The following is a 16,607-nucleotide window of genomic DNA, read 5'->3' on the forward strand; positions in this document are numbered from 1 at the left end:
ATCTTAAAAAGCTTATGACACAAGCAATATTCTTACAGCATAGCTGCCTGCTAACTTCTAATAAATAACAATACTTGCGAAGGGGTTTAATTTTGAATACGGTTGAGTTTTTAACTTATCTTCGCAGCTTAGATATTCAAGTTTTTATTGATGGTGAAAAGTTTCGCTGCAACGCCCCTGAAGGAATTATTACACCAGAACTGCGTGCAGAAATTCAAGAGCGTAAAGCAGAAATTATTGAATTTTTAGAAGCATCTAATCGTACTAATAACCACAGTTTTAAACCTCTCGTACCTATTTCGCGGTCAGGAAATCTTCCCCTCTCCTTTGCTCAACAACGGCTGTGGTTTCTTGACCAATTAATTCCTAATAATCCTTTCTATAACATTCCACTAGCACTACATTTAACAGGTTCGCTCAAATTAGCCGCGCTAGAGCAAACTTTTAACGAAATCGTGCAACGACATGAAGCTTTACGCACCACTATTGTCGTACAGAAAGGGCAACCAGTTCAGGTAATTAATCCTACCCTAACAATACCTTTACCAGTAATAGATTTACGGCAACTGCCACAAGCCGAACGAGAAATACAAGCACGACGACTCACTACACAAGAAGCTCAACGTCCTTTCAATTTATCAACTGATTCGTTGCTGCAAGTAAAACTGCTGTGGTTGGATGAGACACAATACATCTTGCTGCTAACTATGCACCACATTGTCTCTGATGGTTGGTCTATTGGGGTGCTGATTCAAGAGATAGCAGCACTTTACACAGCCTTTGCCAGCAATCAGCCTTCTCCTCTACCGAAACTTAGAATCCAATATGCAGACTTTGCATACTGGCAACGCCAATGGTTGCAAGGGGAAGTATTAAAAAAGCAACTAAGCTACTGGCAGAAGCAATTAGACGGCATTTCTATGCTAAATCTGCCAACCGACAGACCAAGACTAGCTGTTCAAACTTACCAGGGTGCAAGGCAACCTCTGCAATTATCAAAAAGTTTGAGCAAAGCACTTTTAGCTCTCGGACAACAAGAAGGGGTAACTTTATTCATAACCCTACTAGCAGCATTCCAAGCTTTACTTTACCGCTACACACAACAAGAAGATATTGCTATTGGTTCGCCTATTGCCAATCGCAACCGTAGTGAAATTGAGGGATTAATTGGTTTTTTTGTCAATAGCTTAGTACTGCGTACCGATCTATCAGGAAACCCAACTTTTCGGGAACTATTGAGTCGAGTTAAAGAGGTAGCTTTAGGAGCATACAGCCATCAAGATTTACCTTTTGAAAAACTTGTAGAAGAACTGCATCCAGAGCGTAATTTGAATCAAAATCCGCTATTTCAAGTTGTTTTTGCGCTCCAAAATGCGCCGATGACAGCCTTAGATTTACCTAGTTTAACTTTAAGTCCGCTACCTTTTGAAACGGAAACAACGCGGTTTGATTTGGAGTTCCACTTGTGGGAACCAAATACTCAAAATGGGTTATGGGCAGATAGCTCAGAAGGAATTAGTGGTTTTGTAATTTATAGCACTGATTTATTTGATGATGCTACAATCGGTAGGATGTTAGGACATTTCCAAACATTACTAGAAAGTATAGTTGCAAATCCAGAAGACCGAATTGCACATTTACCACTTTTAAGCGAATCTGAGCTACATCAATTGTTAGTTGAATGGAACAATACTCAGGCAAATTATCCTCAAGATAAATGTATTCATCAGTTAATTGAGAGCGTAGTAGAGCAGAACGGTGAGGCAACTGCACTAGTATTTGATGATGAGCAACTTAGCTACAAAGAGTTAAATATACGCAGCAATCAACTTGCACATTATCTAAAAAAATTAGGAGTGAAAAGCGAAGTTTTAGTAGGACTTTGTGTAGAACGATCTTTTAATATGATAATCGGGATTTTGGGCATACTGAAAGCAGGTGGAGCTTATGTACCTTTAGATCCAAGCTATCCATCTGAACGTTTAAACTTTATGCTTAAAGATGCTCAAGTCTCAATTTTATTAACTCATGAGCGATGGCTTGAATGCCTAAAAAACTATAATTCACAAATAATCTGTTTAGATAAAGATTGGGAAATTATTTCTCAAGAGATTGAAGATAACCTTACTAGTAAAGTTACAGTAGATAATCTCGCTTATGTCATTTATACCTCTGGCTCAACTGGAAAACCAAAAGGGGTTAAAATTGAACATAGAGGATTATTAAATTTAGTATTTTGGCATCAAAAAGTGTTTGCAGTTTCACTCCTTGACCGAGCAACGCAGATTTCTGGAGTTGCCTTTGACGCTTGCGGTTGGGAAATTTGGCCTTATCTGAGTACTGGGGCAAGCATTTATTTTGTAGATGATGAAACTAGGCGATCGCCTGACCATCTCCGAGATTGGCTAGTATCAAAAGCGATAACAATTTCTTTCATCCCAACACCTTTAGCAGAGAAAGTTTTATTATTAGATTTTCCTCAGAACGCAGCTTTACGAATATTGCTCACAGGTGGAGACAAACTAAATCAATATCCTTTAGCTTCTCACTCTTTTCAAGTATTTAATAATTATGGGCCAACGGAGAACACAGTTGTTACAACTTCTGGTCATATTTCTGTTAAGAATAAAGATAATTTAGCACCTGTAATTGGTTGTGCGATGCCTGCGGCGGGCGTAGCCATCGCCAATACAAAACTTTATATATTAGATAAACATTTACTACCAGTACCTATTGGCGTTCCGGGAGAGTTATACATAAGTGGTGATGGGTTAGCACGAGGTTATTTAAACTATCCTGATTTAACCGTTGAGTGCTTCATTTCTAATCCTTTTGATAATAATCCAAAAGCACGACTTTATAAAACAGGTGATTTAGTTCGCTATCGAGTAGATGGCAACCTTGAATTTTTAGGTCGCCTCGATGAGCAGGTAAAAATTCGTGGCTATCGGATTGAGTTGGGAGAAATTGAAGCGGTACTGAGTCAGCATCCAGCCGTGCAGCAAACTGTAGTAATAAGTCGTGAGGATGAACAGGAAAAGCGCCTAGTAGCTTATGTAGTACCAAAAACTGAATATAGTAACGAACAGGAGAATTTGCAATTAATGCAATTGCAGAATGAGCAGGTTTTGCAATGGCAGATGTTGTATAACGAAACTTATAATCAATCTACTGATTTAGATCCTACATTTAATTTTGTCGGCTGGAATAGTAGTTATACAAATCAGCCTATTCCAGCAGAGCAGATGCGTGAGTGGGTGGATAACCAAGTCGAGCAAATTTTGGCTTTGCAACCCAAACGAGTGTTAGAAATTGGTTGTGGAACAGGCTTGATTCTATTTAGAATCGCACCTCATTGCACTAAATATTGGGGAACAGACTTTTCCTCAGTTTCACTTAACTGCATTCAGCAACAGCTACAAAAACAAGAAATGCCGCAGGTAACACTGTATCAGCAAATGGCTACTGACTTCGAGAAAGTAGAAACAGCAGCTTTTGATGCAGTAATTCTGAACTCGGTTGTACAATATTTTCCTACTATTGATTATCTGATTAGTGTATTAGAAAGTGCTGTGCAAGCAACTGCTCCAGGTGGCTTTATCTTCATAGGGGATGTGCGTAGTTTGCCACTCTTGCAAGCTTTCCATGCGTCAGTCCAACTATATCAAGCTGAACCTTCCCTTACCTGCTTCGAGTTGCAACAACGGGTACAAAGGCAAATATTTCAAGAAACAGAGTTAGTTATTGATCCAGATTTTTTTACTGCAATCAAGCAACGCTTTCCGCAAATTAATCATGTACAAATCCAACTGATGCGGGGTAAACATCACAATGAGTTAACTGAGTTTCGTTACAATGTGATTCTTCATATTAGTGCCGAAATTGATAGTAATCCTGGAAATTATTCAGTGCTGAACTGGTCTGAAGATAATTTAACAGTCTCAGCAGTGTGCCAGTTATTAATTGAGAATCAACCAGAAATATTAAGCATTATCAATGTACCTAATGCGCGGCTGATGTCAGCAATTAAAACAGCAGAATGGCTATCAGATGTAGAAAGTTTTAAAACTGTAGGTCAAATACGTAAAGCTTTGCAAGAACTAGAAAATTTCGGAGTAGATCCAGAAGATTTCTATGCGCTGAACGTACCTTATAGGGTTGATATTACCTGGTCACATTCAAGTACTGAAGGACATTATGATGTAGTTTTTGTACGGCAAGATGAAGTAGGTAAAAGAACTATTTTTCCCCATAGCACGACTCTCTCTCGGCCTTGGAAATCTTACGGCAATAATCCCCTACAAACCAAAGCAGGGCGTAAGTTAGTGCCGCAGTTGCAGACTTACATAGCACAAAAACTGCCTGAGTACATGATGCCATCAGGTTTTGTAGTATTGGAGTCTTTACCTCTAACAGCTAATGGTAAAGTCAATCGCCGTGCCTTAAGAGCATTCCATAATGGAATCAAGCCCCAATTACCTGAAAATTACATCGCACCTCGAACTCCTGTTGAACAAGTGCTGGTGAAAATTTTTGTTGAGGTTTTGGGACTTAAGAGCGTAGGAATTTATGATAATTTCTTTGAATTAGGGGGTCATTCATTACTGGCAACTCAGCTTGTCTCTAGAGTGCGCGACACCTTACACGTGGAGTTGCCTTTGCGTAGTGTATTTGAGGCATCGACAATTGCAGAATTATCTAAGGTGGTGGAAAGCTTTAAAGAAAGCAATGCTCAAAATCAAGCCCCAGTTTTAGTACCACTATCACGTGAAAGTCGGCGGATTAAGTTATCTTCCTTAAACGAAGAGAGCGTAAAACTTTAAAAAAAGATCGGGCACTAAATTGAATTGTTACATTAAGAATCAATTTTACTTTGGTTGTCTCCACCAAGGTTGTACTCCCTTTCAACAGCCGCCAGCAGCTTTGCCTGCAAGGATGACAGATAAGGTTTAGCTGGGAGCAACGCGATTTGGTGAGATCGGGCAAAAAAGCCGCGATGCCTGCGGCGGCCGTAGCCATCGCTAAAAACTAGTTTCCGTATAATATCAAGTTCGGATGAACACTTATAATTAAGCTGTCCTTATTTTTGGCCACCAGTAGTAGCAAGTTATATCATGTCAGCCTAATTAGTTATAATTCCCGCATCTGTGCAAAAACCAGGAAACCCTCTTTCCCTCTGCCCCCCTGCTCCCCTGCCGTCTTAATGATAAGTCTTTAACCGGACACGATACAAATCAATGATTATTTGGCTGGTAAAACTCAACCTTCTATGGTGCTGATGAGTGGTTTCTTGAAAGCGTAAATGTCAGGCATAATAATGTTTTGACCTCCTGGTTCTTCTAGTATTGCTGTTATCTCTCTATCGGCTAATACCCTAATTTCTCAATCAAAGCTACACTACCATCGGAAAATGTCAATATTTTGGGATAGCAGCAGATGATTGATCTCTACACCTTCACCACGCCCAATGGACGCAAAGCTTCCGTCATGCTGGAAGAAGTCGAATTGCCCTACAATGTCCACAAAATTGACATTACTCAACAACAGCAATTTACACCTGAATACATCGCCATCAATCCCAATAGTAAAATTCCCGCCATTGTTGACCAACAAACTGGGATTAAAGTTTTTGAATCGGGTGCAATTCTAATTTACCTCGCCGAAAAAACAGGTAAACTCTTACCCACTGAACAAAAAAGCCGTTTTCAAGTCCTAGAGTGGCTGATGTTCCAAATGGGAGGAGTCGGGCCAATGTTTGGACAACTTAACCACTTTAAACGCTTTGCACCCGAAAAACTTCCCTATGCTATCGAACGTTATGAAAAGGAAACTTTACGCATTTATGGTGTCTTAGATAAACAACTGCAAGACAATGAATTTATCTGTGGTAACTATTCTATTGCGGATGTTGCAACTTATCCGTGGGTAGCGATTTATGAATTTCAAGGTTTAACGCTCGACAATTACCCAAATCTTAAACGCTGGGTGGAGATAGTGCAGCAACGTCCAGCTGTGCAACGCGGAATGCAAGTCCCCTAAATACAAGACCAGGGATAAGTCAACAAGGGTGATGATGAATTATTAAATAATGCAACCCGTTCTTATTGCCAAGCGTACTCATACTGCGAAGAAACAAATTGAACGGGTTTTTATTGCGATCGCTTCTATGAGAAAGCTACTTTAGATTACGCCAAAAGGCAGGAAGTTTAAAATTCATGGGTTTGAAAATAGCACAAAAATAAACTAATCACACTCGTTACATCCTGTCTTTGCCTGAGAAAAATTTGCCCTTCCTGATTCAATACTGCTCGGTTAAGCATTTTTAAGTCGGAATTGGATTTGGGGAAAAGGTTAAAGGGTAAAGGTTAAAGGTTTTTTCTTTCCCTTTTCCCCTTCCCCTTTTCCCCTTAACCGACAAGTATTGCTTCCTGATTTACATCTCTTGCCTCATTTTGGAGAATTGGTATTAGTCCATCCTTTCCCCAATCGATTCTCTCTTTTATTGTCGAAAGTCCCGCTGATGTGAGCTATTGGAGTAATGAGTGGTACGTTGGTAGGAAATCTGGTGCGAAGATTCGGTTTGGGAGCTTTTGTGTTAGAAAAGCTACTGCTAAGGGAAAACTTAAAACAAGACCCCGTGTTGAATAAACTAAGAGGATTCATATTACAAATTATCGAGGTTTTATTCTTAGTCAGCAACCTCAATCAACATGAAAGTATTACCCGACGATAGCTTTACGATTTTGACACCTGATGAACTGCCTATAGTTCTGCAACGGCTGAATGCACAAGTTGAACAGGCAAAAGCATTTAGATTCTCTAAGAAACACCTCCCTTATCAAGGAACTATTTCGGAATCAGGGTTTCAAATCAGTCGCATAATTCACTACCGGAACTCGTTTTTACCAGTAATTCAAGGATGCTTTGAAGTAGAATCTCACCAAGCCTTGATTCATGTACAAATGAGGATACATCCTTTTTGTAAGCGAAAATTCAGATAAACCTTAATAAAACAGGTTATTGAGTCTTAATATATTGTCAAAAACTAAATTGGAATTTTATATGCCGAGTCCAAAGAAAGAGCCAACCGGATGTGGATGCTCAAATATTCCGATCTCTATAATCTTAATTATATTAGGAGGTGGTTATTGGTGGTTTACCGAGAAAGGACATCTAGAAATAAGTAAGTTTTTAGAGAATAGCAAAAAGATAAATATACATATTTTTAATCCTACTATAACTAGCTCTCCAAATATTACTCCAACTGCTTCTATAACTCCGCCATTTTCTGTAAAAATTACTACAACATTAGCTCCTAACAACAACAAAATTTTACAAAAAGTAATCCCAAAAGAAAAAATTGAATTGCCTCAAACGCCTTGGGAAAAGAAAGTAATTAGAGGAATTTATTTAACTCGCTATCAAGTTACCAATAATGCTGATGAACAAACGATTCGTGAAAGAGTTCGTTACTATCGCTCTCAAGGAATTAATACAATTATTCACGGTGTTTGGGGGAATGGTTGTACGATGTATAATAGCGACGTTATGCAGCAAACTTTTGGGTATAAAAGTTGTCCAAACCAGTTTCAAGAGCAATGGTTAAATTGGTTGATAGACGAAGCACATAAACAAGGAATGCAAGTTCACGCTTATTTTGAAAAGGGGATTAAAATAGATAAAAATAGCCCAATTTTTGATTTAGCGATTAATCGGAAATGGATTGTTCCAGGAGTGGATAAAACCTACTCTGGAATCGATCATTATGTACTGGATGTGGAGATTCCTGAAGTTGCTAATCTTTTTCAAAATATATTAGTAGAGTTTGTCAAAAAATATCCAAGTATCGATGCAGTTCAATGGGATGATTATCTAGGTTATTATGCTGAATTACCAGGAAAAGTCGATCGGACTGCAAATTTAACTAAATTTGTGCAAAAAATGGCAACTTCAATGAAAATAGCTAATGGGTCAGTGAGTTTTGATATTTGTCATCATAATCCTTATTGGGCTAAAAAATATTTTGCGGCTGACTGGGAAAAATGGGGCGTGGATCGCGTATTTATTCAAGCCTATAATGATAGTAATTTTGTTGAAGAATTAAATTACGCTCAAAAATATGCTGGAGTTGCAATTACAGATCGGCAGTTTGGTCGTTTAAAAGAATTAGTTGATAATCCAAAAATCAAAAGCATCTTAGTTTTTCCGTTTTCAGGAAATCCAGAAAAAACAGCTTCTAGCTTAAAAAACTCGCTTTGAACATGGAGAAAGTAGCGATCGCTCGCTACGGGCCATTTTACCGGGTTGATCGACCCATTCCATTACATCGCGATCGCAAACACAAGAAAACTTGACGGGACTTAAACGTTTCTGGAATCTTCCCCCTAAAATGGGTTTCTCCAGAACGAATCGCACTTACTTGTATATATATCACTTCAATACCAAATATCATACAAATCCGAATAAAGAGATTGAAATGGGAAACCTAAGCGTATCGGCTCAAAAATCATGTAGTGATGAATCAGATAAGCAGCGATCGCCCCATTTTACTTGAACCTAATTCTCAACACAGTGATAACTTTAGTTTGTTACAGATGGTCGATCTGATTGCTGAAACATTCGGCATTCACATCAAGGCACAGTATCAAGATAGATTAAAGAAAAATCTTTTAACTCGCATCCGGGCGCTGGGATTATGCTCACTCAATGAGTATTATCAGTTCTTGGTGGCAAGAAATCAATTAGTTCCTGGTGCGACTGAGTGGCAAGAACTAATCTCTTTACTCACTGTCACTGAAACTTATTTTTTTCGGGATCAGGGGCAGATGTGGCTGCTCAAAAATCAACTGCTCCCAGAGTTAATTGAGCGCAAACGGGAGCTTAGTTTAACTCAGTATAACGCTGGTAATGGAGAATTTTATCGACCGACATTACGGCTTTGGAGTGCCGGGTGTTCGACTGGTGAAGAAGCTTACTCACTTGCCATTCTGGTGAAGGAACTAATCCCTGACAATCAGACATGGGACATTCTGATTTTAGGCACAGATATTAATCAACGCGCGATCGCCCTGGCTCAACAAGGAATTTACAGCGATTGGTCTTTTCGGACAACCACTCCAGAGATCAAAGATCGCTACTTTCGATCTCATAAAAAAGGTTGGAAAATCGATCCTGCTATTCAAGCAATGGTCAAATTTCAACCTGGAAACCTGATGCAGGATAGCTATCCCGCTTACGCGTCCGGGATTCACGATTTCGATTTGATTATTTGCCGCAATGTGTTTATTTATTTTGACTTCAATGCGATCGCCCAAGTTATAGACAAGTTTTACTGCTCTCTGACACCGGGAGGGTTTCTGCTCACAGGACACACGGAATTACACGGGCAAAAAACTGAACCGTTTCAAGTCAAAAATTTTCTGCAATCTGCGGTTTATCAAAGGCATCCCTCACTCGACGAGCAGAGCAAAGTCTTGAATACCATAACACCTGCTGCCATTGAGAGCAGGAGGAGAAGAGAAGCAGGAGAAGAGAAATTGCTTAATATTAATAACTCTCTTCCCTCCCTTGCCTCCCTTGCCTCCCCTGCCTCCCTTGCCTCCCCTGCCTCCCCTACTTATCCGAACCGCGATCCCTCTCTCCCAAGCTTGGAGACGGGCTTCGACGCGAGCGCAAACACTCAAACTCTTTTAGATGCAGCCAAGGAATTGCTAATTCAAGAAGCTTATGCCGATGCCATTCAAGTAGCGGAACAACTGATTGCTCTTGCCCCCCAACACTTTCAGGCATATTGTTTGATGGCAGAAGCTTACGCGAATTTTGGCGATTACTCCCAAGCGAGTCAGGCGTGTCAGCAGGCACTCCAGATCAGCCCATTGGCGATCGAACCTTATCATTTGTTGGCTCAAATCGCCGAAGAGCAAGGAGATCGCGACAGTGCCAAATTATTTTTAAAACGTATTATTTATCTCGCTCCTAATTCTGTTACTGCTCACCTGGAATTGGGTTCTATATACGAACGAGAGGGAAATGAAAAACAGGCTCAAAAAACCTGGCGATCGCTTCTAGAAATTTTGCAAATACCCCAACAAGCGATCGATTCCCATAACCAGCAAACCCCTGCTGAATTAAAAGCACACGTTCTTAAGCACTTAAATTCAACTAGTTATGAGCTATGAATCTTATTTAATGTTTAAACTCAATCATTCACTCTATGGCATTCCGGCTACAGCCGTGCAAGAACTCTTCTTTCTGCCAGAAGTGACTGCGATCGCGGAAACTCTCAGCACAATTTTAGGCGTGATTAACCTGCGAGGGAAGTTTCTCCCCGTGATGGATTTATATCGCCGTTTAAAACAAGCACGTCCCCCTTTTCAATTGACTGACAGCATGATTGTCCTAGAGTGGCAAACTCAACGAATCGGAATCATCGTCAATCAAGTGGATAGCGTGCAAGCGATCGCACCCGATCGGATCGCTGCCAATGTTTGCGATCGATCGAAAGAGAGTTTGCCGGATGGATTAGTGACTGGCATTGCCAACGTTGAGGAGGGCATCGTTACATTGCTCAATCCCGAACTGTTGGTGGAACACGCCTTTATAGAGACTGTTTTCAATCTAAATTCTGATTTTAACAACAACAGCTCAGTCAATGACACACTAAAACACCCCTCTGATTCAGCCCTAAATCAGTGCTTATACGCTCATTTCGATTCGCAGGAGCGACAGATTTTGCAAGAGCGAACTGAAGCTCTCCGATGTTCCGTTGATGAGGAAGATTCGGCGTCGCTCTTGCCTCTAGCGGTTGTGGGGTTGGCGGGTGAGTACTTTGGGTTTGGCTTAGAAACGGTGCATGAGTTTACCGAGATTCACAAGATTACCCCGATTCCCTGCTGTCCGCCGCACATTGTTGGCAACATCAACTTGCGGGGCGAAATTGTCACCTTAATTAACATCAATAATGTGGTCGATCTGCCCATGAATGGAGTGCAATCGCATCAGCAAGCTGTTGTCGTGCGTCTAGAGCAACGAGTGGCAGGCATTGCTGTGGATGACATTTTTGATGTGACGTATATTCATCCCTCCCAAATGACCGCGGCTCCAATTGCCCTGCATTCTGCCAAAGACGACTATCTCCAGGGTGTCGCACCTTATCGCGATCGCATGATGAGCATCATCAATTTGTCTAAATTGCTCACTTCAGAGGTGTTGGTTGTCAATGAAGAAGTCTAACGCTCATAAATCTAGTATTCGCCAAGTGAATTTGGCGGGGTAAAGGGTAAGGGGGAAGGGGAAATTAAGAGGGGAAAAGGTTAAAGGGCAAAGGGGAAAGGGAATAATTTAACCCTTTACCCTGCGCCGTTCGCGCAGCGATCGCACCAGAAGGCGCTTACCCTTTCCCCTTTTCCCTGCCGCAGGCTTCCTTCCCCCTTTCCCCAGACCTCACAAGCGCATTTTTGGGTTGGCAGACTACTATCGCCAAGTCAACTTGGCGGGGTAAAGGGGAAGGTGGGGTTCTCTGGGGATAAGGGGCGGGGGGAAAGGTTTTAAATCCCTTACCCCTTACCCTTTACCCTTTACCCCACTTCTGTAACAAGTCTAATGTTGTGCAATTTTCCGTTGGTTCAAAAGTCCGATCGCAAAGATTACAAATGATAAAAATATTGGGAAATCTTTGAACTTATTCACTCACAAGAGATAACAAGATGCAAAGTAAGCGAAATTGGAAACTGAGATACTGGATTATGGGCAGCTATGCGGTTCCCATTCTGGCGTTGGTAATTTCTGCGGGGCTGATATTTATGAATATCAACTTGGTGAGTCAGCGAGCGCAAGATTTAGTTTCTTCCTATAACGTTAATTCAGCAATTAATGCCCTTGCCACGAATGTGCAGAGCGGTTCTAAGTCAGTTCGGGGCTATTTGTTAGAAAAAAATCAAACATCCTTTGACGAATATCAAAAATCTCAAAGAAGCTTCAACGAGCTTTTGTCAAAGCTAATGTCGCTTGCCAGAACAGAGCAAGAGCAACAGTCATTAACCAGGCTAGAGGGACTGCTGAATAATTTAATGGTTGTCGAGGATGATTTGATTGGCAAAGTGAATCAAGGCAAAGTTCAGGAAGCTGTTGAAACTTGGAGTCACGAAAATGCCCGCAGTATGGTCGATCGCCTGACAAGTGCGATCGATGAAGTTCAGCGCCGAGAATACCAGAATGCGATCCTGGCTGCCAAGCAACAGCAAGCAGCGCTTGATAGGCTCAAGCTAACCATCCTGTCCGCGACTGGACTCTCCTTGCTGTTGTCGGTTTTGACTGGCATCTGGATAATTAGCCGCACTGCTCAACGGATAAATGAATCAGCCAGTGCGATCGCCACCTCAACGGCTGAAATTGCCGCCACAATCGAGCAACAAGAGCGCACTGCCAACCAACAGGCAGTATCAGTCAGCGAAATTACTATCACAATGGACGAACTCAGCGCCTCTGCTCAACAGTCTGCCCAGCAAGCATCCACTGCCTCAACCAGCGCTCAACAGGTCTTAAATTTGGCAGATCAAGGCAATCAATCACTGACCCGCACCTTGGAAGGAATGGCAGCCTTGAGCCACAGAGTTAGTGCAGTAGCAGACCAGATGCTGCGCCTGAACCAACAAACCAAGCAAATTGGCAGTATTTCCGGGTTGGTGAGTGACCTAGCAAATCAAACCAATATGCTAGCGCTAAATGCGGCAGTAGAAGCAGTCCGGGCGGGGGAACAGGGCAAGGGCTTTGCAATCGTCGCCGCTGAAATTCGCAAACTGGCAGACCAGAGCAAGAAATCGGCTGAAAAAATTAATGTGCTGGTGAATGACATTCAATCCGCCATCAACTCAACCGTTGTGATGACAGATGAAAGTACAAAAACTGCTCAACAGGGGGCAGCAATAACTAAGCAGACGGTGGAGGTTTTTACCAGTGTCACCGATGCCGTCAACCGGATGGTGTTGAATATTCAGCAAATCTCGCTAAACGCTAGCCAACAATCCACTGCGGTTCAGCAAATTTTACAGGCAATGAATGCACTTAATAGCTCTGCTAGAGAAACAGCGATCGGCATCAGTCAGACTCGCGTTAGCACTCACCAACTCAATGATGCAGCCTACAAACTACAGAGTGTTGTGTAATCGGGGGAAGGAGAAGGGGGAAAGGGAAAGGGGGAAAGGGAAAGGGCGCAATGTAACAAAGATGCAGGTCAATGCAACAAAGATGCAGGTCGATGCAACAAAGGTGCAGATTAAGAGATTTGTGTGTATACCGCAATACTGTTCAGTTAAGCATTTTTAACTTGAAATTGGGCTTTGGGAAAAGTTACTAGGTTTGGGTTAAAAGCTTTTCTTTCCCCTTTCCCCTTTCCCCTGCCCCCTGCCCCCTGCCCCCTGCCCCTTAGCAATATCTGGAAATTCTCGAACTTATAGACTTACAGGAGATCGCAAGATGGAAAGCAAACGAAACTGGAGACTAAGATACTGGATTATTGGCGGATATGCCGTTCCCGTGCTGGCATTGTTAATTTCTGCCGGAGCGACAATCGTCAATATCAACACGGTAAACCAACGGTCAGAAAATTTATTGTCTTCTTACGACATTAACTCAATACTCGACGATCTTTCTGTTAGCGTGCAAAGTAGTTCTAAGGCAAATCGAAGCTATTTGTTAGAAAAAAATCAGCAATCCCTTGAGAGCTACCAAAAGGCTCAAAAGAATTCCAAGGATTTTCTCGCAAAACTGATAACACTTGCCCGATCGCCAGAGGAACGACAGTCTTTAACCAAACTGGAGGAACTGCTGAATAAACAGATTGCCTTTGACGATAACCTGATGGCAAGAGTGGATCGGGGCAAAGTCAAAGAAGCTGTTGAAAGCTGGAGTCAGGGAAATTCCCGCAATCAAGGGCAGGATGTCATAGACATGATTGGAGAAATGCAGCAGCGAGAAGATCAGACTTTTGCAATTGCTGCAAAAGAGCAACAAGAGGCGCTCAATGCCCTTAAGTTCACGGTGATGTTAGCTAGTGTACTCTCCCTGGTGGTATCTGTTTTGATTGGCATCTGGGTCATTAGCCGCACTTCCCGCCAGATGAACGCCTCTGCCAGCGCGATCGCCACTTCTACAACCGAAATTGCTACAACAATCGAGCAGCAAGAACGCGCCACTATCCAACAAGCCACTTCTGTCAACCAAACCACCACAACAATGGATGAATTGGCGGCTTCCTCGCGCCAGTCTGCCGAACAAGCAGAAGCCTCAGCCGCAGGGGCGCGGCAGGTGTTGTTGCTGGTAGACGGTCGCACTCAAGAGGGTCAGTTCAGCCAATCGAGTCTACGCGAGAAAGTAGGCGATATTGCCGCCCAAATTCTCCATCTGAGCGAACAAACCAATCAAATCGGCACGATCTCCACCCTGGTTAGTGACTTAGCAAGTCAAACTAATATGCTAGCGCTCAACGCGGCAGTAGAAGCCGTGCGAGCCGGGGAACATGGCAAAGGCTTTGCGGTTGTTGCTGCCGAAATTCGCAAACTGGCAGACCAGAGTAAGCGATCGGCTGAAAAAATTAATGTACTGGTTTTAGATATTCAAAAATCGACCAATTCCACCGTGATGGTGACAGATGAAGGCACGAAAACCGTAGAAAAGATTGTGGATGCCATCAAAACGATCGCGCTAAATGGTCAACAAATTTCCCTTACTTCCAATCAACAGGCGATCGCGGTGCAACAGGTGGTAGAAGCCATGAACTCGCTTAATATTTCCGCTAAGGAAACCGCCTCTGGTATTAGTCAAATTAAAGTCGGCACCCAACGACTAAATGATGCTGCCCAAGAACTAAAAGCCGTTGTGTAAAAACATATTGGAGTTACAAGTATGTTAAAAAATATGTCTCTGCATGGACGATTGATGGGTTCGTTTTTGCTGATGGGCGGTATCGTCATGGTAGTAGGGTTTTTCGGCTGGCGGGGTACTCATCAATTAAGCAGCCATATCGACACCCTCAGTAATAACAGCCTCCCCAGCATCGACGGATTGTGGAGAGTTAATGAAGGGCAGACTCAGATCCAGTCAGCAGAGCGAGCGATTATCAACCCCGAACTACCTTCCGCAGCCAAACAGTCTGAGTTAAATCGAATGCAGGCAGCTTGGAAGCAGATTGACGCAGGTCTTGAGGAATATGAAACCACGCCCCGCGGCCCCGACGAGGACAAACTCTATCAGACGTTTAAGCAACAGTGGCAGGCGTGGAAGCAGGATCATGCCACCTATCTTCAGGCTTACCAGGATTTTGCCCGGTTAGGTGTTGTAAACCCCACTGCCAGACAGCTGGAATTGACCAGCCAGAAGCGAGAAAATTCTCCAGAAATGAAGGTGGCGATCGCTGCTGCCGATCGCCTGACAAAACTCAGACAAAACGCTGTTGTCAAAAATGATGTTTCCTTTGCGGCGGCAACAGACTCATTGTTGCAACTGATCAAAATTAATCAGGATACTGCTGAAGATGCAAATAAAGCCGCCAATGACGATACCCGCTTGACCACAGGTTGGGTGGTTACTGGTATCATTGCTGGGCCTCTGGGGGCAATCTTACTAGGATTTTTTCTGAGCAACAAAATTGCTAAACCGTTGACAGGCAAAATTGCTCAAATTGTTCAAACAATGGCTGCTTCTACCAATGAAATCGCCGCTACGGTTGAGCAGCAAGAACGGACTGCGACTCGGCAGGCAACTTCTGTCAATCAAACCACTATCACTATCGATGAATTGGGAGCCTCATCGCAGCAGTCAGCAGAACAGGCAGAATCGGCGGTAACAGGCGCACGGCAGGCGTTGTCCCTTGCAGGTAACGGTGCTGATGCTGTAAAACGCACCCTCAAGGGCATGGAAACCTTACAGCAGAAAGTCGCGGCCATTGCGGAGCATATCACACGCTTAAATGAACAAACCAAGCAGATTGGCAGTATCTCTGGTTTGGTGGGCGAGTTGGCAAGTCAGACTAATATGCTGGCATTAAATGCGGCTGTAGAAGCAGTCCGGGCAGGGGAGCATGGGAAAGGCTTTGCCGTTGTCGCTGCTGAAATTCGCAAATTAGCAGACCAGAGCAAAAAATCAACCGAAAAGATCACCACCTTGGTAGGCGATATTCAATCTGCCATCAGCATCACTGTCGTTGTCACCCATGAAGGCACTAAAACTGTGGAAGAAGGGACGCGAATTGCCCAGGAAACATCAGAATCCTTTGCAGGTGTAGAAGTTGCAGTGAATAACATTGTCATCAACAGTCAACAGATTTCACTCAATATCAACCAGCAAGCGATCGCCATTCAGCAAATTGTCTCTGCCATGAATGACCTGAATATTGCTGCGCGTGAAACTGCCAGTGGCATTAGCCAGATCCGCTCTGGTACTCAACAACTAAACGAGTCAGCGCAAGCACTCAAGGCAACCATTTAGTCGCTCAACCCCTAACTACGGTTTGGTTAAAGGGGAAAGGGAAAAGGGGAAAGTTTTTGAATACATCCTTTACCTTTTACCCGCAACCTCATTCCCCAGACCACACTCGATTGTGAAAAATGCTT

General features: G+C 42.8%; 9 protein-coding genes. All 9 read left to right on the forward strand.

What is annotated here, in order from left to right; all coding sequences use genetic code 11:
* Positions 1 to 92 precede the first annotated feature (92 nt).
* The 9 genes from V7K45_RS19690 (at position 93) to V7K45_RS19730 (ending at position 16,482) form a co-directional block, all read left to right on the forward strand.
* On the forward strand, positions 93 to 4,823 hold the full coding sequence (locus V7K45_RS19690; RefSeq protein ID WP_335006331.1) for an amino acid adenylation domain-containing protein: 4,731 nt from the start codon (positions 93 to 95) through the stop codon (positions 4,821 to 4,823).
* A 613-nt stretch (positions 4,824 to 5,436) separates the two neighbouring features.
* On the forward strand, positions 5,437 to 6,039 hold the full coding sequence (locus tag V7K45_RS19695) for a glutathione S-transferase N-terminal domain-containing protein (RefSeq protein WP_335006334.1): 603 nt from the start codon (positions 5,437 to 5,439) through the stop codon (positions 6,037 to 6,039).
* Positions 6,040 to 6,710: 671 nt separating this feature from the next.
* Complete coding sequence (locus V7K45_RS19700) at positions 6,711 to 7,001, forward strand: hypothetical protein (RefSeq protein WP_335006336.1); 291 nt, start codon at positions 6,711 to 6,713, stop codon at positions 6,999 to 7,001.
* Positions 7,002 to 7,062: 61 nt separating this feature from the next.
* Entirely contained in the window at positions 7,063 to 8,259 is a 1,197-nt protein-coding gene (locus tag V7K45_RS19705; RefSeq protein WP_335006338.1) for a family 10 glycosylhydrolase, read from the forward strand.
* 257 nt (positions 8,260 to 8,516) lie between these two features.
* Positions 8,517 to 10,178, forward strand: a complete 1,662-nt coding sequence (locus V7K45_RS19710; RefSeq protein WP_335006340.1) for a CheR family methyltransferase — start codon at positions 8,517 to 8,519, stop codon at positions 10,176 to 10,178.
* Between the two features lie 10 nt (positions 10,179 to 10,188).
* Positions 10,189 to 11,232 carry a chemotaxis protein CheW gene (locus V7K45_RS19715; protein WP_335006342.1) on the forward strand — a complete coding sequence of 348 codons (1,044 nt, stop codon included), beginning with the start codon at positions 10,189 to 10,191 and terminating at the stop codon, positions 11,230 to 11,232.
* A gap of 473 nt (positions 11,233 to 11,705) precedes the next feature.
* Positions 11,706 to 13,163 carry a methyl-accepting chemotaxis protein gene (locus tag V7K45_RS19720; RefSeq protein WP_335006344.1) on the forward strand — a complete coding sequence of 486 codons (1,458 nt, stop codon included), beginning with the start codon at positions 11,706 to 11,708 and terminating at the stop codon, positions 13,161 to 13,163.
* A 310-nt stretch (positions 13,164 to 13,473) separates the two neighbouring features.
* Positions 13,474 to 14,880 carry a HAMP domain-containing methyl-accepting chemotaxis protein gene (locus V7K45_RS19725; protein WP_335006346.1) on the forward strand — a complete coding sequence of 469 codons (1,407 nt, stop codon included), beginning with the start codon at positions 13,474 to 13,476 and terminating at the stop codon, positions 14,878 to 14,880.
* A 21-nt stretch (positions 14,881 to 14,901) separates the two neighbouring features.
* Positions 14,902 to 16,482, forward strand: coding sequence for a methyl-accepting chemotaxis protein (locus tag V7K45_RS19730; RefSeq protein ID WP_335006348.1), 1,581 nt, complete (start codon positions 14,902 to 14,904; stop codon positions 16,480 to 16,482).
* Positions 16,483 to 16,607 lie beyond the last annotated feature (125 nt).

The sequence above is a fragment of the Nostoc sp. genome (assembly GCF_036917375.1).
Classification (GTDB): domain Bacteria; phylum Cyanobacteriota; class Cyanobacteriia; order Cyanobacteriales; family Nostocaceae; genus Nostoc.